Annotated in this window: 19 protein-coding genes; 14 read left to right on the top strand and 5 right to left on the bottom strand. The window is 73.0% G+C overall.

Annotation, left to right across the window (positions count from 1 at the left end; translation table 11 throughout):
* Positions 1–3: 3 nt before the first annotated feature.
* Complete coding sequence (locus ADL05_RS05280; protein WP_231640607.1) at positions 4–486, top strand: hypothetical protein; 483 nt, start codon at positions 4–6, stop codon at positions 484–486.
* Between the two features lie 172 nt (positions 487–658).
* On the opposite strand, the gene ADL05_RS05285 is transcribed toward ADL05_RS05280, so the two are convergent.
* Entirely contained in the window at positions 659–1,756 is a 1,098-nt protein-coding gene (locus ADL05_RS05285; RefSeq protein WP_053615723.1) for a site-2 protease family protein, read from the bottom strand.
* 187 nt (positions 1,757–1,943) lie between these two features.
* On the opposite strand from ADL05_RS05285, the gene ADL05_RS05290 reads away from it, so the two are divergent.
* Positions 1,944–2,240, top strand: a complete 297-nt coding sequence (locus tag ADL05_RS05290; RefSeq protein ID WP_053615724.1) for a DUF4287 domain-containing protein — start codon at positions 1,944–1,946, stop codon at positions 2,238–2,240.
* 295 nt (positions 2,241–2,535) lie between these two features.
* On the opposite strand, the gene ADL05_RS05295 is transcribed toward ADL05_RS05290, so the two are convergent.
* Positions 2,536–3,897 (bottom strand): hypothetical protein, encoded by a 1,362-nt coding sequence (locus ADL05_RS05295; protein ID WP_053615783.1) that lies wholly within the window; start codon positions 3,895–3,897, stop codon positions 2,536–2,538.
* 101 nt (positions 3,898–3,998) lie between these two features.
* The gene (locus ADL05_RS05300; protein WP_053615725.1) at positions 3,999–4,256 is read right to left on the bottom strand and encodes a hypothetical protein; all 258 of its coding nucleotides are present in this window, start codon (positions 4,254–4,256) and stop codon (positions 3,999–4,001) included.
* Positions 4,257–4,437: 181 nt separating this feature from the next.
* Between ADL05_RS05300 and fdxA the strand changes: the two genes are divergently transcribed.
* Complete coding sequence (fdxA, locus tag ADL05_RS05305; protein ID WP_053615726.1) at positions 4,438–4,758, top strand: ferredoxin; 321 nt, start codon at positions 4,438–4,440, stop codon at positions 4,756–4,758.
* Positions 4,759–4,898: 140 nt separating this feature from the next.
* Positions 4,899–6,005, top strand: a complete 1,107-nt coding sequence (gene dapC / locus ADL05_RS05310; RefSeq protein WP_053615727.1) for a succinyldiaminopimelate transaminase — start codon at positions 4,899–4,901, stop codon at positions 6,003–6,005.
* Positions 6,006–6,222: 217 nt separating this feature from the next.
* Here dapC and ADL05_RS05315 read toward each other — a convergent pair whose 3' ends face one another.
* Positions 6,223–7,098, bottom strand: coding sequence for a hypothetical protein (locus ADL05_RS05315; protein WP_053615728.1), 876 nt, complete (start codon positions 7,096–7,098; stop codon positions 6,223–6,225).
* Between the two features lie 162 nt (positions 7,099–7,260).
* Between ADL05_RS05315 and ADL05_RS05320 the strand changes: the two genes are divergently transcribed.
* From ADL05_RS05320 to ADL05_RS05345, 7 genes are all read left to right on the top strand, one after another.
* Positions 7,261–8,097, top strand: coding sequence for a 2,3,4,5-tetrahydropyridine-2,6-dicarboxylate N-succinyltransferase (locus ADL05_RS05320; protein WP_053615729.1), 837 nt, complete (start codon positions 7,261–7,263; stop codon positions 8,095–8,097).
* 121 nt (positions 8,098–8,218) lie between these two features.
* Positions 8,219–9,283 carry a succinyl-diaminopimelate desuccinylase gene (gene dapE, locus ADL05_RS05325; protein WP_053615784.1) on the top strand — a complete coding sequence of 355 codons (1,065 nt, stop codon included), beginning with the start codon at positions 8,219–8,221 and terminating at the stop codon, positions 9,281–9,283.
* Positions 9,284–9,398: 115 nt separating this feature from the next.
* Positions 9,399–10,184 carry a TIGR00730 family Rossman fold protein gene (locus tag ADL05_RS05330; protein WP_053615730.1) on the top strand — a complete coding sequence of 262 codons (786 nt, stop codon included), beginning with the start codon at positions 9,399–9,401 and terminating at the stop codon, positions 10,182–10,184.
* 42 nt (positions 10,185–10,226) lie between these two features.
* Positions 10,227–10,985 (top strand): hypothetical protein, encoded by a 759-nt coding sequence (locus ADL05_RS32370; RefSeq protein WP_369800891.1) that lies wholly within the window; start codon positions 10,227–10,229, stop codon positions 10,983–10,985.
* A gap of 140 nt (positions 10,986–11,125) precedes the next feature.
* Positions 11,126–11,725, top strand: coding sequence for a hypothetical protein (locus tag ADL05_RS05340; RefSeq protein WP_053615731.1), 600 nt, complete (start codon positions 11,126–11,128; stop codon positions 11,723–11,725).
* 294 nt (positions 11,726–12,019) lie between these two features.
* Positions 12,020–12,187 carry a DUF3117 domain-containing protein gene (locus tag ADL05_RS29385; RefSeq protein ID WP_017596980.1) on the top strand — a complete coding sequence of 56 codons (168 nt, stop codon included), beginning with the start codon at positions 12,020–12,022 and terminating at the stop codon, positions 12,185–12,187.
* Between the two features lie 97 nt (positions 12,188–12,284).
* Positions 12,285–13,784: a leucyl aminopeptidase gene (locus tag ADL05_RS05345; protein WP_053615732.1), complete on the top strand. Its 1,500-nt coding sequence runs from the start codon at positions 12,285–12,287 to the stop codon at positions 13,782–13,784.
* Between the two features lie 259 nt (positions 13,785–14,043).
* On the opposite strand, the gene ADL05_RS05350 is transcribed toward ADL05_RS05345, so the two are convergent.
* Complete coding sequence (locus ADL05_RS05350; RefSeq protein WP_053615785.1) at positions 14,044–14,634, bottom strand: O-methyltransferase; 591 nt, start codon at positions 14,632–14,634, stop codon at positions 14,044–14,046.
* A gap of 316 nt (positions 14,635–14,950) precedes the next feature.
* Here ADL05_RS05350 and sigE point away from each other — a divergent pair, with 316 nt between their 5' ends.
* Genes sigE through ADL05_RS05365 form a run of 3 tightly spaced genes read left to right on the top strand, consistent with a single transcriptional unit; the run spans position 14,951 to position 17,327 of the window.
* Positions 14,951–15,568 (top strand): RNA polymerase sigma factor SigE, encoded by a 618-nt coding sequence (gene sigE / locus ADL05_RS05355; RefSeq protein ID WP_053615733.1) that lies wholly within the window; start codon positions 14,951–14,953, stop codon positions 15,566–15,568.
* Positions 15,565–16,248, top strand: coding sequence for an anti-sigma factor (locus tag ADL05_RS05360; protein WP_053615734.1), 684 nt, complete (start codon positions 15,565–15,567; stop codon positions 16,246–16,248). Before sigE ends, ADL05_RS05360 begins: the two co-directional genes overlap by 4 nt.
* Complete coding sequence (locus ADL05_RS05365; RefSeq protein ID WP_053615735.1) at positions 16,245–17,327, top strand: transcriptional regulator; 1,083 nt, start codon at positions 16,245–16,247, stop codon at positions 17,325–17,327. Before ADL05_RS05360 ends, ADL05_RS05365 begins: the two co-directional genes overlap by 4 nt.
* The last annotated feature ends 25 nt before the right edge of the window (positions 17,328–17,352 follow it).

A 17,352-nucleotide genomic window follows, 5' to 3' on the forward strand; every position in this document is an offset into this window, starting at 1 on the left:
CCGGTGGGTTCCGGGGACGCGGGCGGTCCGGCCGCCGCCGCGCCCGCGACCGCGACGTCCGGTCGTCTGTCCGGGGTCCTGTCAGCGGTCCTGACCGTCCTCACCTGCGCCGTCCTGTTGGCGCTCGGGGTCGGGGCCGGGCTGCTCGGCTCGTTCGGCGCGGGATGGCTCACCCGCTACTGGGACGCCGGGGCGGTCCCGCAGGCCCTGGCGGGAGCCGGGCTGCTCGCCTTCGTGGCGCTGCTCTACGGGGTCTGCCGCCTGGTGGCCTGGGGGAGCCGGCGCCAGTCGCCCGCGCTGGCGTTCGCCGTCGGCTACCTGGCCGCGCTGGTGGCCCTGGTCGCCTACGTCCCCGGCGGTGACGTCGTCATCACCGGCCACCTCCTGCACTACGGGTACCTGTTCGGCACCATGCTGGCGCTGGTGATCGGCGTCGTGCACAGCGGGCTGAGCCGGTTCCCGAGCCGTCCGGCGCCCGCGCGGTAGCGCGCCCGCGCCCGGGTGGGCGGCGGCGCGCCGGGGGCGGAACCGAGTTCGCGGAATCTCGGCCGTGGGATCCGGACCACAGAGCGGAACCCCAGATCTCGGGATCCGGTCCGCGCGATCCGGACCACAGAATCGGCCCGCAGGGCCGGGCCGCGGGATCCGGGCCGCGCGGTCAGCCCCAGAAGCGCAGCAGGAGCTGGCCGTGGAAGACCATGCCGGACACGGCCGGGTTGGGCAGGATCCTCTCCAGCAGCGTGTACAGCAGGCCGAAGAAGCCCTGGTTGACGACCGGGAACCAGAGCACCGCGAAGACGGCGACCGAGCCGAACAGCGCGTTGGTCCGGGCGGTGCCGATCCAGCGGCCCCGGAGGAACGCCGCCAGCACCTCGAACCCGTCGAGTCCGGGCACCGGGAGCAGGTTGACCAGGGCGGCGGTGAGGTTCGCGAAGCACAGGAACGCCATGGCGGCGATCGCCCAGTTCGTGGTGTCGTTGCCCGGAGGCACCAGGACCGACACGGTCACCGCGAGCACGGCCGCGAGCAGCAGACTGGCCAGCGGACCGGCGAGCGCGACCGCGACGCGGCGGCCCGGTGTGCGGATCCGGTCCCAGTCGACGTAGGTGGGCGGACCCGTCATGCCGAACGCGCCTAGCCCGAGGTAGAGCACCGGCAGGACCAGTCCCGCGAAGGTCTCGCGGTAGGTGAAGGGGTTGAACCGGAGGTAGCCGCCGCCGCGCAGCGAGCGGTCCCCGGCCAGGTGGGCGGCGAGCGCGTGCGCGAACTCGTGCACCGCGACGGAGACGATCCAGCCCAGCAGGATGAGCAGCGGCGGGATCAGCGGGGTGACGGGGGTGCCCTCCTCGACCCAGTCCAGCTCGACCGCGGTCCAGGACAGCCACCCGGCGAACCCGGCCAGGCCCAGCAGCAGGACGAACACCGGACTGGGCAGGAAGTCCGCCCATCCGGGGGTACGCCCGGACGCCTCGGCGCCGTTCTCGGTGTCCGTGGCGGTCCCGTCGCCTTCCGCCGCGCCGCCGTTCTCGGCTACCTCGGTGGTCGCGCCGCCCTCGCGGCGCTCGGCGTCCTCGGCGGTCGCCGTCGCCCCGTCCGCGGACGGCTCCTCCGCGGAGTCGTCGAGGTGGGTCCGGCTCGGCACGTTCAGCGCGTCCTCGGGCATCTTCTCCCACGGGTCGACGCCGCGTGCCTGGTCCGGGGCGGGCTCGGACGCGTCGGTCGTCTCCGCCGGGTGCGGCGGCTCGGGCGTGGGCATGGTGCTCCTGCTGGTCGCGGGTCGTTCGCGCTCCAGAGTAGGCCCTGGTGCGCACCCGACCGCAGCGGGTCGTCGTTCGGCGGGGCGGCGGGTCGGCGGCGAGATCGGGCGGCGGTTCGGCGGGGCCGCCGGAAATGTCGTAGGCCGCCGGGAGAATGGGGATCACACCGCAGCGAAGGAGATTCCCATGTCGTTCCAGGCCTACCTCGACACGATCGAGGACAAGACGGGACTCGTCCCGCGCGCCCTCGTGGACCTCGCCAAGGAGCGGGGCTACGACGCCCCGTCCGTCAAGGCGGGCACCATCGTCCAGTGGCTGGCCGACGACTACGGGCTCGGACGCGGCCACGCGATGGCACTGGTCCACGTCATCAAGAAGGGTCCGCGGATCAGCGCCAAGCACGTGGGCACCGACGGCACCCACCGCGACGAGTCCACCGAGCTCTGGCTGGACGGGAAGGCGACCCGCCCGAGCCCCGCGTAGGCAGGGGCCCCGCCCGGGGGCCCGCCGACACCGCCGGGGGAACCGCACCCGACGTCGCGTGGACCGGGGCCGACCCGGCCCGGGGCCCGCGTGGTCCGGGGCTGATCGCTCCGGGGGTCCGCGCAGGCAGGGGCCGACCCGGCCCGGGTCCGCCGAGGGAACCGTGCCCGAGGTTCCACCGGAGCGGCGCGCGGCGCTCCGTCCGCGCGCGACCCGGTCCTCCCGTCACCCGAGGAGAACGCGCGGCACGACCGCCGGGGCGACGCGTGTCCGGCGGCTACCCGCCGGGCACGCCCTAGACGACGGCCCGGGGCGCCACGGCGGACTGGTGCAGGCAGGCGATCGCGAACGCCCGGCCCGGGACGGTCAGTTCGCGGTGCCCGTCGCCGTCGTCCTCGGTGAGCAGCCCCAGCGTCTCCAGCAGCCAGCCCACCGCCATCACCATCGCGCGCAACTGGTCCGAGGCGGCGTCGGCGGTCCGGCCGTGCGCGGCCGCGTGCCGGCCCGCCGCCACCGGCGGCTCCACCGGGACCCAGCCGTACTCGGTGAGCGTGCGCTCGGCCGCGGACACGTCGGACTCGCCCCGCCGGGCGTGCGACCCCGCCCCCTGCGGCGAACGCGTGAGCAGCAGGCCCAGGAAGGTCTCCGCCGCGGCCTGCTCCACTCCTCCGGTCCGGCACAGCGTCTGGGTCGCGGCCCGCCACAGCGCCTCGGGGTCCTCCCGCAGCTGGCGTCCGCGCCGGGTCAGGACCAGCCTGCGGCCCGACCGGCGCACCGCGCGCATGGCGCGCAGCACCTGGTGCAGGGTGATGAGCTGGGTGGCGTCGGTCTCACTGCGCGGCGGGTCGGGCGAGGTCCGCCAACCGAAGTCGGCGCACATCTGCCGCACCACGCCGGGCGCGATGTAGCCGATCTGGGTGAGCACGATCCCGTCCGCCGCCAGGTCCAGCAGCTTCTGCAGCGGCGCCATCGCCCGTTCGGCGGAGCGCGGCGCGTCCGCCCCGGCGATGATCTCCCCGACCAGCGGCCACAGGCGCTCCCGGTGCGGGTGCGCCGACGAGCCCAGCCAGGCGCGGACCCGCTCCTCGCGGACGCGGTCCAGATGGCTCAGCCCCTGGTGGTCGGGCCGGGTCAGGAACGACCGGGTGAACCGCTCCTGGGCCGGACGCCATCCGAGCTTGCCCGGGCGCACGTCGCCCAGCGAGATCGCCAGCTCCAGCGCGGCGGCGGTCTCGCGCCTCGCCAGGATCTCGGCGTCGCCCACCGCCGTGCCCCACGTGAGTTCGGGCAGGTCGGGGGGCTCCACTCCGGACTCCCACATCAGCCGCTCGAACATGGCCAGCCCCGCGTCGTGGTCGCGCGCGTAGACGGTCAGGACGGTCGTCGTCTCCGCCGACTTGCAGATCTGTGCGTAGCGGTGCAGCTGGAGGAGGTCGAAGAGCTGGCTGAGGGAGCGCGCGGCGAGCCGCTGGTCCTGTGCCGAACCCTGGAACCGCACGGGCAGCTCGAACCAGCAGAACCGCTGCACGGCGTGCTGGTCGATCCGTTCCAGTTCCTGCCCCGGCGCCAACGCGTCCAGTGCGAGCCGGGCCATGCCGGCGGACCGCTCGTCCCTGCGCGCCAACTCGGCGAGGGCGGACGCGACGGCTTCGCGCATGATGGCGCTCACCACCTCCTGAGGGGAATCGAGCTGAGGCTGAGCCGACTCTTACCCCGGACGGGCCGAAAAATGCCTGTGTTCAGGCACGACATGAGCTCTCAGGGGGTCTCGGGCGGCCGTCCGCCACGCCGCCGCGGGGGGACGGGGGGAACGACGCGGCTCGCGGCGATGTCGGACTCGGCGATCTCCACCGACGACCCGTCGCGGCGCCGCAGTGTGAGGACGTGGTCCGCCCAGGACTCCACGACTCCGACGATATCGGTGAAGCCGCCCTCGGGGAGGCGGATCCGCACCGACACGCGGTGACCGACGTCGTCCGGAACGATGCGATGGACGAGTCGTCCTCTCATGTGCATGGAACCGGACCCCCGATTGTGCGCTGGCAGTTCTTCGACGCCATACTAGGAGGACGACATCTGTGCCATTTGCTTGCAGAGCCCGGAGCAGCGCGGACGGCGCCCGCACGCCGCTCCGTCCCGAGGCCCTGAAGGTCCCCGCCTCCCCCGTGGACCGCGGGGGTGAGACAAGGAGTACGACGTGACCTACGTCATCGCGCAGCCCTGCGTCGATGTGCTGGACAAGGCGTGCATTGACGAGTGCCCCGTGGACTGCATCTACGAGGGCGACCGGATGCTGTACATCCACCCGGACGAGTGCGTCGACTGCGGTGCGTGCGAGCCGGTCTGCCCGGTCGAGGCCATCTACTACGAGGACGACCTGCCCGAGCAGTGGTCGGACTACTACAAGGCCAACGTCGACTTCTTCGACGACCTCGGCTCGCCGGGCGGCGCCTCGAAGGTCGGCAAGATCGACCGCGACCACCCGCTCATCGCCAAGCTCCCGCCGCAGGCCGAGTAGCGGGCGCAACGTCCGGCTCCCCACCCCACTGGCGCAGAGGGTGCGCGGACGCGCGGATCAGAGCGTGACGTGTCGCGCCGACCCCCGGGCGGGGTCGGCGCGACGCTTGTCGTGAGCAACCGACACTGGAGTGTGCACCGATGGCAGACCGGCGACCCGTGACCGACCGGCTCCCCACCTTTCCCTGGGACCGGCTGGCGCCCTACAAGGCGACGGCGGCCGCGCACCCGGACGGCATCGCCGACCTGTCGGTGGGCACCCCCGTCGATCCGGTGCCCGCGTCCGTCCAGAGCGCCCTGGCAGCCTCCGCCGACACGCCCGGCTACCCGCTCACCTGGGGTACCGCCGAGCTGCGGGCGTCGATCGCCGCGTGGCTGGAGCGCCGCCACGGGGTCCGTGTCGCCGAGGGCGCCGTCCTGCCCACAGTGGGCTCCAAGGAACTGGTCGCCTGGCTGCCGACGCTGCTCGGACTGGGCGTGGGACACACCGTCGTCCACCCCGAACTCGCCTACCCCACCTACGACATCGGCGCCCGCCTGGCCGGGGCGGCCCCCGTCCCCGCCGACGGCCTCGCCTCCCTGGGCCCCGCGCCCGTCGAACTGGTGTGGGTCAACTCGCCCAGCAACCCGACCGGGCGCGTCCTGGGCGCCGCCCACCTGCGCAAGGTCGTGGAGTGGGCCCGTGAGCGCGGCGCGATCGTGGCCTCCGACGAGTGCTACCTCGATCTCGGCTGGGACGGTGCCGAGCCGCTGTCGATCCTGCACCCCGACGTGTGCGGCGGATCCCACGACAACCTGCTCGCCGTGCACTCGCTGTCCAAGCGCTCCAACCTCGCCGGTTACCGCGCCGCGTTCGTGGCGGGCGACCCCGCCCTGGTCGGTGAGCTGCTGGCCGTGCGCAAGCACGCGGGCATGATCGTCCCGGCCCCGGTCCAGGCGGCCATGCGGGCCGCGCTCGACGACGACTCCCACGCGGCCGAGCAGAAGGAGCGCTACCGCGCCCGCCGCGACCGGCTGCGGGCCGCCTTCGAGGGCGCGGGCTGGCGGATCGAGCACTCCGACGCGGGCCTGTACCTGTGGGCGAGCCATCCCGGCCACGACGCCTGGGGCGCGGTCGCCGAGCTCGCCGAGCGCGGCGTCCTGGTGGCGCCCGGCGAGTTCTACGGCGCCGCCGGGGCCGGGCACGTCCGGGTGGCCTTCACGGCCACCGACGAGCGCGTCGAGGCCGCGGCCAAGCGCCTGTCCTGAGCCCCGGCCAGGGGACGGCGGGTCCCGCACGATCCGTCGGCGCCTCCGCCGCGTTCCCGGCGCTCTCGCCCGAGGGCTCGGGGGCACTTCACGCCGGGGCCTTCGCCGCCGCTCGTGCCCGCGCCGTCGCCCGCCACCCCTGTGGTCAGGGTGAACGGGACCGCTTCGATCGGGCGCCGGGGCCGCGCGGACCCCGGCGCCCTCGCGTGGGACGTCCCTACTTGAGCAGCAGGCGGCCCTCGGTGTCGACGTCCTCCAGGGCGACCCACCCCGCGGTGCCGGGACCGCCGTCGGTGGCGTGCCAGCGCTGGTCTCCGTAGGTGACCGTGCTCAGCCCGTACTCGTCGGCGTGGGTGACGGCCCAGATCGCCATCGCCCAGCCGAGGTCCCCGGTCTCGTGCCCCTGCACCTCGGGCAGGGCCGTGGGGTCGGTGCCGAAGACCCGGGTCATCTCCGCCCGCACGTCCTCGGTGCCGGAACCGGCGTCCCGGATCTCGGCCAGCCCCTCGGCGTCGAACCAGCAGGTCACGGCCGGTCCGCGATCACCGGTGAACACCTCGGCCATCCGCTCGGACAGCCCCTCGTGCTGGTCGTAGGCGAAGCCGTCGGCACTGCGCTGGACCGCCTGGGCGGCCTCGAACACCGGAAGCTCCTGCCAGCCGTCGACCTGGACCAGCTCCTCGTAGAACGCGGCGCTGGAGGTCACCGGGTCGAGGATCTGGTCCGGCTCCCCCCACTCCTGGGACGGGCGCTGCTGGAACAGGCCCAACGAGTCGCGGTCGCCGTACTCCAGGTTGTAGAACGTCGACTCCTGCCAGACGGTCGCGTAGGCGATGGTCACCGCCTCGTCCGGCAGGTTCCGGCTGAAGGCGACACCGCCGACCGTGGCGGCGTTCACCGCCTGGTCGATCTCCATGTCGTACTTGCCGTCGGACAGCTCCAGGCGGCAGCCGGGCTCGACCTCGGGCTCGGAGTCGATGGGCTCGATCGTGGTCAGCACGTAGTAGGCCCCCGCGACGATCACGCCGCACGCGAGGGTCAGGGACAACAGGATCTTGACGAATGCGGAGATCCTTCGGCGTTTACTGGGCACGGGCGTACCATCGGCTAGGCAACGGGTGGGGTCGCGCCACGGGAGGCTGGCTCCGTCGGCGCACGGGACGCGCAGGCGCCACGGCCCGCATTGTAGTCGGCGCGCCGGACCGCACCAGGGCGGCGGCGTCGCACTCGCCGGAAGCGGCTAACGTGGGTGCACATGACCAGCTCGTACACAAGCCCGCTGCCCGACCAGATCGACGAACTCTGGGAGCAGCGCTCCACGCTGACACCCGACCACTCCGAGGCGCGCTCCGTCATCACCGGCGCCATCGACCAGATCGACGAGGGCAAGGCCCGCGTGGCCTTCGTCGACCCCACCACGGACGCCGTCGTGGTCGACGAGCGCGCCAAGCGCTCCATCCTGCTCGGCTTCAAGGTCCTGGACATGAAGGAGTCGCACGTCGGCGACTTCTACCACCACGACCGCATGCCGCTCAAGACCCGTTTCGACGGTGTCCGCGTGGTCGCCGGCGCGATCGCCCGCTGGGGCTCCTACCTCGCCCCGGGCGTCGTGCTCATGCCGTCGTTCACCAACATCGGCGCCTACGTCGGCTCCGGCACGATGGTCGACACCTGGGCCACGGTCGGCTCCTGCGCGCAGGTCGGCGAGAACGTCCACCTGTCCGGCGGCGTCGGCGTCGGCGGCGTCCTGGAGCCCCCGCAGGCCTCCCCGGTCATCATCGAGGACGACGCCTTCCTGGGCTCGCGCAGCATGGTCGTCGAGGGCGCCCGCGTGCGCACCGGCGCCAAGCTGGGCGCGGGCACGATCCTCACCTCGTCCACGCGCGTGTTCGACGCGGAGACCGGCGAGGAGCTGGCGCGCGGCGAGGCCCCCGCCTGGTCGGTGTGCGTCACCGCCAACCGCGCCAAGAGCTTCCCCGGCGGCGAGTTCGGCATGCCGGTGCTGCTCGTGCTCAAGCGCCTCCAGGAGGGCGAGGAGCACGACAAGCTGGCCCTGAACGACCTGCTGCGCGAGCACGGCGTCAACGCCTGACCCGGCACCGCGGCCACCGGGGCGCCTCTTCCACACCGGAGGGGGCGCTCCGCCGTTTCCGGGCCTACGCTGGTCATCGCGCGGGCACCGCGCCGTGGACGACGACCTGACCGGAGAGACCATGCTGGACCTGACCTCGGACGCGGCCGACCTGACCGCCGCCCTCGTCGACATCCGTTCCGAGAGCGGTGACGAGAAGATCCTGGCCGACGCGGTCGAGGACGCCCTCTCCGCTCTGGACCACCTCACCGTGACCCGGGACGGTGACGCCGTGGTCGCCCGCACCAACCTGGGCCGCCCCCGGCGCGTGGTGGTGGCCGGGCACATCGACACCGTCCCCATCGCGGACAACGTGCCCTCGTACGTCGCCGACGGCCGCCTGTACGGCTGCGGCACGAGCGACATGAAGGCCGGGGTGGCCGTCCAGCTCAAGCTCGCCGCCCTGGTCTCCGAGCCCGTGCACGACGTCACCTACGTCTTCTACGACAACGAGGAGGTCGACGCCTCGCGCAACGGCCTCCTGCGCCTGGCCCGCAACCACCCCGAGTGGCTGGCCGGGGACTTCGCCATCCTGATGGAGCCCACCGACGGCGTCATCGAGGGCGGCTGCCAGGGCACCATGCGGGTGGAGGTCGTGGCCACGGGCAAGCGGTCGCACAGCGCCCGCTCGTGGATGGGCGAGAACGCCATCCACGGCGCCGGGGCGATCCTGGACGTCCTGCGCGCCTACACGCCCCGTGAGCCCGAGGTGGAGGGCCTGCGCTTCCACGAGGGCCTCAACGCGGTGTTCGTCCGCGGCGGGGTCGCGGGCAACGTCATCCCCGACGAGTGCGTGGTCACGGTCAACTACCGCTTCGCCCCGGACCTGTCGCTGTCCGACGCCGAGGCGCACCTGCGCGAGGTCTTCGACGGCTTCGAGGTGCGGGTCGTGGACGCCTCCGCCGCCGCCCGGCCCGGCCTGGACGACCCCTCGGCCGCGGCGTTCGTCGACGCGGTCGGGGAGGGGCGGGCGCGGGCCAAGCTCGGCTGGACCGACGTGTCCCGCTTCTCCGAACTGGGCGTGCCCGCCGTCAACTACGGTCCCGGCGACCCGACGCTGGCGCACACCAAGGACGAGTACTCCGAGATCGCGCCGATCCGCGAGGCCGAGAAGCGCATGGTCGACTGGCTGACCGGCGACCGGTGAGCGTCCTCCGGTCGGCGGGCGGGTGCCCGCTGACCTCGAACGGGCCGCATGTGGCCATCGGCGTGTCACATGCGGTTCAGGTGTGAGTGCGGCGGGCGCGGATAGGTTGACGGGCATGACGGAAGAAGAGCAGTACAGGCACGTCGGTCCGCTCACCTACCGCGGCCGTGCCGTCCCCAACACCACCACCGACCAGCGCCTCCTCGACGCCCGCGGCCCGAGCGACTGGGTGCACACCGACCCCTGGCGTGTGCTGCGCATCCAGTCGGAGTTCGTCGAGGGCTTCGGCCTGCTGTCGGAGCTGCCGTCGGCGGTGAGCGTGTTCGGATCGGCGCGGATCCGGCCCGGTTCGGAGTACTACGAGCTCGGGGTCACCATGGGCGCCAAGCTCGCCGAGGCCGGGTACGCCACCATCACGGGCGGCGGCCCGGGGATGATGGAGGCCGCCAACAAGGGGGCGCAGGACGCGGGGGGCATGTCCGTCGGTCTGGGGATCGAGCTGCCGTTCGAGCAGTCCCTCAACCCCTACATCGACGTGGGCATGACCTTCCGCTACTTCTTCGTGCGCAAGACGATGTTCGTGAAGTACGCGCAGGCGTTCGTCGTGCTGCCCGGGGGCTTCGGAACGCTGGACGAACTCTTCGAGGCCATCACCCTCGTCCAGACCAACAAGGTCACCCGGTTCCCCGTGGTGCTGGTCGGCCGGTCGTTCTGGGCCGGGATGCGCGAGTGGATCGAGTCCAGCCTCCTGGAGAACAAGCTGATCAACCCCGGTGACATGGACCTGCTGCAGATGACCGACGACCCCGACGAGGTCGTCGACATCATCCGCAAGTCCCACCTGGACATCGCCCAGCAGCAGAGCGAGGCCGCGCGGCGGGCTCCGGGCCCCCAGCAGTAAGGAGGGGACCGGGTCGGGGGAGGCGTGTGGCACGATCGGACCGTGCCTGTCTTCATCATGATCCTGGTTGCCCTGGCCGCTCTGGCCGTGCTCGTCGGCGTGGTCTACGTCGTGCTCGGCAAGGGTGGGCGGCTCGCCCGCGTCGAGGCCGACTACCCCCCGCTGGACCTGCCCGAGGACGGCGCGATCAGGCCGCCGGACCTGAACCGCCTGGTGCTGCCGCTCGCCATGTGGGGCTACCACGTGCGGGCGGTGGACGAGCTGCTGGTGCGGCTCGCCGCGACGCTGCGCGCCCGGGAGGAGCGGATCCAGGACCTGGAGTGGCGCCTCTCCCGCCTGGACCCCTCCTACGTCCCCGAGGGGACGGGTCCCGGCCGGACCACCCGCCTTCCGGGGGACGCGTACGCGCCGGAGCGGGGCACCGGCTCCGAGCCCGGCAACTGGTCGGAGCAGGCGTCGCCGACCTGGCCGGGCGCCGCCGCCGAGCCCCGGTCAGAGGGGCGAGCGGAGGGACCGGCCGGTGCCGATTCGGTGTTCGAGTCCCGAGCCGAGGGGTTTTCGGACGGACCGGCCCGCGGGGATTCCGTGTTCGAGCCGCGGTCCGGGGGCCGCGCGTACGGACCGCCTCGCTCGGATTCCGCCGCCGGGTCCCGGTCCGGGGGGATTTCGGACGGACCGGCCCGCGCGGACTCCCCACCGGAGCCGGGCGGCACACCGCGGCCGGACGACGCCTCCCCACCGGAGGCCGCCTCGGAGCCGGAACCGCGGGAGGCCGCGGGCGACCGCCGCGAGCAGGGCTGACGCCGCCGGATATGTCACGCATCACACCGTAGGTCTCGTCGGGGCGGGTTGGCCCGGGTGCGCGTGCCCTATTCTCGTTCGCTGTACATGCGTTGCCCCCGTTCCGCCGGATCGGGCGGATCGTCGTGAGGATGGCGAGGATGGACACAGCAGCCGAACTGGAATCGGGTTCCGGGGACGAGAGCGGTACCACCCCCACTCCCACGCCGGCCTCTCCCGTGACCCAGCTGTCCCTCTGGCCGCCGCCGAGGTCGACCCGGCACAGCGCCCGCCGCCGTCGCCAGGTGATCGTGGTGTCCGCCGCCGTGGCCGCCGTGCTCGCGCTCGCGGGCGGGATCGCGGCCGCGTTGACCTTTTCCGCCGACGAGTCCGGGGAGGACGCCGCCGGGGCCGGTCGGACGCACCTGGACGTGTTCGTGGGCTCCTGGTCCGGGGAGATGGTCCAGGTCGACACCGAGGGCGACTACGTCGCCGACTGGCACGCCGAGGTGCGCATCGAGGACGGCGCCGAGCGCGGCAGTACCGCGTGGACGACGTTCGCGTGCTCGGGGACGCTGGTGCAGACGGCCGCCGAGGGCGACCGGCTGGTCTACACCTACACCGAGACGGCCGACCCGCAGGACCGGTGCGTCGACGAGGCCGAGCTGACCGTCCTGCCCGACGGCGAGGGGCTGGCGGCCGAGTGGTCGTCGGTGACCCGCGAGGGCACCAGGATGATCTCCACGGGCCAGCTGGAGTGATCGCCGCCGCGCACGCGCCCGCACCGAACGGGTTTCGGTCAGGACCGATATAAGCTAACTGACCAACGATTCCTCGCAGGAGAGCGTTCGAGGCGACGGCCCGGCCGTCGCCTCGCGCACACGCAGGGGTCAACCTTCCGAGATAATGGTCGAAGGGTGATTCATGTCCCTCACGTCACACGGACACGACTCACACGGAGCCTGCCACGGTTTTCCGAGCCGAGACGACTCAGCTGACCTGCGCCGGTGCTGTGACTCGGTCACCCGCGAGGAACACCAAGAAAGGGGAATGGCATGGCGGCGATGAAGCCGAGGACCAGCGACGGGCCGATGGAGGTCACCAAGGAGGGTCGCGGCATCATCATGCGAGTCCCGCTGGAGGGCGGCGGACGCCTGGTCGTCGAGCTGACACCAGACGAGGCGGTCGAGCTCCGGGACGCGCTGAAGGGCGTCGTCGGCTAGCGGCCGGTACCGATACCGTCCCCCACCAAGGGCCGGAACGCCCTGACGACCCCCGAGGTAGACCACCTCCCGAAGAGTGAACGATTGTGAGCGGCCTGTGCCATTCGCCACGCAGATCCACCCTGTTGCGGGCAACCTCGCCGATTCCACCGCGGACCTGCTGGTCCTCCCCGTGCTCGCGGGGGACGACGGGCCCACGGCGGTCGACGGTGTCGCCGACGGCGGACTGACACAGGTGCTCCCTGCCGCGCTCCGCGATCTGTTCACGCACTACTCGCTGACCGGCAAGGCCGGTGAGCTGGTCCAGTTCCCGGTGGCCCGGGACCGCGGCCTGGTACGGCTGGCGCTTCTGGGGGTCGGCTCGGGTTCGCCCGACGACCTCCGGAAGGCCGGCGCCGCCCTGGCCCGGTCCGCGCGCGGCTCCGGGGCCGTGGCCCTGGCCTGGCCCGGGTCGGGGGAAGCGGCCGCGGTGGCCTTCGCCGAAGGCGTGCTGCTGGCCTCGTACACCTTCACGCTCAGGACCGGTGAGACCCCCAGGGCCAAGCGCCCGGCGGCCACCGTCGAGGTCGTCGGGGCCGGCGCCGCGGACCTGGCCGACGCCCTGCGCCGCGGCGGCGACCTGGCCTCGGCCACCGCCCTGGCCAGGGACCTCATCAACACGCCCTCCCTGACCAAGGACCCGGAGTGGATGGCGGGGCGGGCCCGCGAGGTCGCCGCCGAGTCCGGTCTCGACGTGCGGGTGTGGGACGACAAGGAGCTGACCGAGGACGGCTTCGGCGCGATCCTGGCCGTGGGCCAGGGCTCCGCGCGGCCCCCGCGGCTGGTGCAGCTCTCCTACACGCCCGAGAATCCGACCGCCCACGTGGTGCTGGTCGGCAAGGGCATCACGTTCGACACCGGCGGGCTCTCCCTCAAGCCCAACGACAACATGAAGCTCATGAAGACCGACATGAGCGGCTCGGCGATCGTGCTCGCCGTGCTCTCGGCGCTGCGCGCGGTCGGCGCGCGCGTGCGGGTCACCGGTCTGCTGCCGCTGGCGGAGAACGCCTTCTCCGGCGACGCCACCCGGATCGGCGACGTGCTGACCACCTACAGCGGCAAGACCGTCGAGGTGCTCAACACCGACGCCGAGGGGCGCCTGGTCCTGGCGGACGCCCTGGGCTACGCCGTCGCCGAACTCGGCCCGGACGTGATCGTGGACGTGGCCACCCTGACGGGCGCGGCCAAGGTCGCGCTGGGCACCGGCATCGGCGCCCTGTACAGCACCGACGACACGGTCGCGGCCGAGATCGAGCGCGCGGGCACCGAGTCCGCCGAGCCGCTGTGGCGGATGCCGCTGACCGAGGAGTACGTCGAGACGACGCACTCGCGGGTCGCGGACCTGGCCAACATCGGCACCCGCAAGGAGTTCGGCCCCGCGGGCGCCACGGACGCGGCGCTCTTCCTGCGCGAGTTCGTCGGCGATGTGCCCTGGGCCCACCTCGACATCGCCGGTCCCGGCCGCTCCATGAAGGAGGACGGCTTGCTCAGCAAGGGCGGGACCGCGTTCTCGACCCGGACGCTGCTGCGCTGGCTCGGGCGGTTCGGGCGCCCTTGAGACGGGGCCTTCGGTCCTTCCGGTGTGCCCGCTCGTTCCTCGCGGGCCCACCTTCAGGCCCTCCAGGACCCGTCGGCGCCCTCACTGTGCTTTCTTCGGGCCTCCGCTCGTGCCCACGCCGTCGCCCGCCACCACCCTCAACGGACGCCTACGGCGCGGACCTTCCTGCTTTGGCCCGGATCAACCCCCCTGTGGTCCCCGCGAGCGGAACCACTCACCTCTCACCCCCACGGGCCCCGCAGGCGAGCAGGTGCACGCGCTAAAGCGCGAGGGCGGCGAGGAGTCCCTGGCCGATGGGCAGCAGCAGCGGGATGAGCGACTCGTCCTCGCGGACCTGCTGGATCACTTCGCGCACCGCCGTCTCGGCGGGGTCGGGCACCCGCAGCGGGCCGTCCGGCTCGGAGGGGGCGGGCGTGGCGTCGTTGAACACGACCACGCCGCCCGGGCGCAGGAGCCGCCGTGCCTCGCGCAGGTAGCGCGGCGCGGACTCCGGGTCGGCGTCCACGAACACCATGTCGTAGCCGCCGTCGGTCAGCCTCGGCAGCATCTCCAGCGCCGAGCCCCGGATGAGCCGTGCCCGTCCGGCGCCGAAACCGGCGCGGGAGAAGGCGGAGCGGGCGAACTCCTGGAACTCGGCGCGCGTGTCGACGGTGGTCAGGATGCCGTCGGGAGCCATGCCCCGCAGCAGCCAGATCCCCGACGTCCCGCATCCCGTGCCGACCTCGACCACCGCGCGGGCGCCGATCGCCGCGGCCAGGAACCGCAGGGCCGCGCCCGTGGCGGCGTCGACCGGGGCGGTCGCCGAGCGCACGCCCGCGTCGTAGGCGTCGGCCAGCGGGCCGTCCTCCATCGCGTCCTGCTCGAACCTGGCCTGCTCGCGCACCCAGGTGATCTGGGCCGCGCTCTCATCTGGACTGGCGATGACGGCCTCCCACTGCCGTGGTCACGAATGGGCGGGGACGCTGACCGGGGATGCGTCACTCATCGTGCAAGGATGGTCGCCACCAGGTCATGTCCCCGGCAAAAGACTAGCGCGTGCGTCCGGCAAACTCCGCGTGTGGCCGCGGGAACTTCGCGGGGCCGGATAGCGTTGAATCCGGATGAACGTACGTTGATCGCCACGAAGCAACTCCCCCCGACCAGTCTTCGACGGACGGATCGACGGGATGAAGGGAGCAGCGGTGCCAGAGTCCGGCCCGGCCGTTGATTTCGAGGCATGGGAACCCCCGAGCTGGGACGAGGTCGTCCGCGTCCACTCTCCCCGTGTGTACCGGCTGGCCTACCGCCTGACCGGTAACAAGCACGACGCCGAGGACCTCACGCAGGAGGTCTTCATCCGGGTGTTCCGCTCCCTGGCCAACTACACCCCCGGCACGTTCGAGGGATGGCTGCACCGCATCACCACGAACCTCTTCCTGGACATGGCGCGCCGCAGGGCGCGGATCCGCTTCGAGGGGTTGGCCGACAACGCCGACGAGCGCCTGGAGGGCCGTGAGCCCTCACCCGCCCAGCGCTACGACGACCGGCACTTCGACGCCGACGTCCAGAGCGCGCTGGACGCCCTGCCCGCCGAGTTCCGCGCCCCCGTGGTCCTGTGCGACATCGAGGGGCTCTCCTACGAGGAGATCGCGGCGACGCTCGACGTCAAACTCGGCACCGTCCGCAGCCGCATCCACCGGGGGCGTGCCCAGCTGCGCCGCGCCCTGGAGCACAGGCGGTCGCTGGCCGCCGAGGCCGAGGGCCAGGCCGGCGCGAACGCCATCAACGGGGAGGCGCAGCAGTGAGCACGGAACACCTCGGAGAGCGCCTGTCCGCGCTCGTGGACGGCGAACTGGGCGCGGTCGAGCACGAGCGCGCGCTCATCCACCTCGCCAAGTGCGAGCCCTGCCGCGTCGAGGCGGACATGATGCGCCGGCTCAAGCGCCGCCTCACCGGCCTGTGCGAGCCCGAGCCGGACATGGACTTCCTGGGACGGCTCTCCAACCTCTCGCACGCCGCCTCCGCCAACGACGACGGCTCCCAGGGCCCCTCGGGGCCGACCGGCGGCTGGGGTTTCGGCTCCAGCCCGCCCCTGGGCTCCTCCCGTCCCATCGGGGGGTTTCCCTGGGGAGGCCCGCTCGCGGCCGAGTCCGTCGTTCCCGAGCCCGCCGCCGCGCCGGTGGAACCGACCCCGCCCGCCCGCCCCGAGCGCGCCCCGCGCCGCCGTGGCGAGCGCCTGGCCCAGTTCCTGCCGCCCTTCGGCGGCGGCCGCTACGCCGTCGCGGGCTTCGCTGTGGCCACGGCTCTGCTCGGTACCGCGTTCGTGGCGGGCGGTGACACCGAGGACACCCCGGTGGTGGAGCCGCGGCTGTCCGACTACGCCGTCGAGCACGCGGTGACCAGCCGACAGGTTCCGGCCGCCGAGGTCCGGCACGTCCACTCCCAGGGACCGGACGAGACCGGTTCCAGCGAAACGACCCGGTGAGCGCGGAGGACCCCTCCTCCGCCCCGCGCCCCGCCCCGGTGACACAGCTGCTCGTGGTGTTGCTGTGCGCCGTCCTGCTGACCGCCGCGACCCCTCCCGACGCCGACGAGGTCTCCGCGGACGGCGGTGACGACGGCATGGCCGTCCTCCGGGCGGCGGCAGCGGCGGACGACACGGTCGCCTACACCGGCGTGCGCGAGCTGCGCGGGCCCGAGGAGCTCGGCGGTGAGACCGTGCGGATCCGGGTCGTCAACCAGCCGGGGGAGGGCCTCGCCCTGGCCCCCGTCGCCGAGGACGGGACCGCCGGGGGCTACACCTTCGCCGTGGGCGACTCCTCGGCCCTGGTGGCGCTCGACGAACGCCTGCTGGCCATGCTGGAGGACACCTACGAGGTGGCCGACCACGGCCCCACCGAGGTCGACGGGCGCGCCGCCCGCGTGGTGATGGCCCTGCGCGCGGACGGCACGGTCGCCGGGCGCTTCTGGGTGGACGAGGAGTCCGGCGTCCTGCTGGGCCGGACCGTGTACGAGGACTCCGGACGCGCGGCCCTGAGCACCCGGCTGAGCGGGATCGAGTTCGGCGGCGGCCACTGGCCGTCCGACGCGGTCGGCGGCGAGCCCTGGGGCGACGCGCTGACGGCGGACGAGCGCGAGGAGCTGCGCGGCAAGGGCTGGGTCCTGCCCGAGCACCTGACCTGGGACCTGCGCCTGGTCGACGCCCGGTCCACCGAACACGGACGGCGGCGGGTGGTGCACCTGGTCTACTCCGACGGGCTGTCCCAGGTGTCGGTTTTCGCCCAACGTGGGAAGCTGGGGACGGAGCACCCGACTTCACTTCACAACGGATATGTCGGAACCGGGGAGGGGGGACGTGGCGTCACACCACAACATGACACGATCTTCGGCGGCGAGGTCGGGCAGTACCAGAGCATGTGGCAGGCGGACGGTTTCGTCTACACGGTGCTGGCCGACGCCCCCGCGGGACTGGCCTCCTCCGCGGTGAGCGCGTTGCCGGGACCCGAGGGTTCCGGCTTCTGGGCCAGAGTGCAGCGCGGCCTGTCCCGGCTGGGGTTCGTCTGAGATCTCCGGGTGGCCGCGCAGACCG

The organism is Nocardiopsis sp. NRRL B-16309, assembly GCF_001279585.1.
GTDB lineage: Bacteria > Actinomycetota > Actinomycetes > Streptosporangiales > Streptosporangiaceae > Nocardiopsis.

Excerpts from the sequence above, each read along its gene's own strand:
- ADL05_RS05340 (WP_053615731.1), top strand. The coding sequence starts at position 11,126 with ATGGACACAGCAGCCGAACTGGAATCGGGTTCCGGGGACGAGAGCGGT.
- ADL05_RS05290 (WP_053615724.1), top strand. The coding sequence starts at position 1,944 with ATGTCGTTCCAGGCCTACCTCGACACGATCGAGGACAAGACGGGACTC.
- ADL05_RS05330 (WP_053615730.1), top strand. The coding sequence starts at position 9,399 with ATGACGGAAGAAGAGCAGTACAGGCACGTCGGTCCGCTCACCTACCGC.
- ADL05_RS05350 (WP_053615785.1), bottom strand. The coding sequence starts at position 14,634 with ATGGAGGACGGCCCGCTGGCCGACGCCTACGACGCGGGCGTGCGCTCG.
- sigE (WP_053615733.1), top strand. The coding sequence starts at position 14,951 with ATGAAGGGAGCAGCGGTGCCAGAGTCCGGCCCGGCCGTTGATTTCGAG.
- ADL05_RS05295 (WP_053615783.1), bottom strand. The coding sequence starts at position 3,897 with ATGCGCGAAGCCGTCGCGTCCGCCCTCGCCGAGTTGGCGCGCAGGGAC.
- dapC (WP_053615727.1), top strand. The coding sequence starts at position 4,899 with ATGGCAGACCGGCGACCCGTGACCGACCGGCTCCCCACCTTTCCCTGG.
- ADL05_RS05300 (WP_053615725.1), bottom strand. The coding sequence starts at position 4,256 with ATGCACATGAGAGGACGACTCGTCCATCGCATCGTTCCGGACGACGTC.
- ADL05_RS05320 (WP_053615729.1), top strand. The coding sequence starts at position 7,261 with ATGACCAGCTCGTACACAAGCCCGCTGCCCGACCAGATCGACGAACTC.
- ADL05_RS05285 (WP_053615723.1), bottom strand. The coding sequence starts at position 1,756 with ATGCCCACGCCCGAGCCGCCGCACCCGGCGGAGACGACCGACGCGTCC.
- dapE (WP_053615784.1), top strand. The coding sequence starts at position 8,219 with ATGCTGGACCTGACCTCGGACGCGGCCGACCTGACCGCCGCCCTCGTC.
- ADL05_RS29385 (WP_017596980.1), top strand. The coding sequence starts at position 12,020 with ATGGCGGCGATGAAGCCGAGGACCAGCGACGGGCCGATGGAGGTCACC.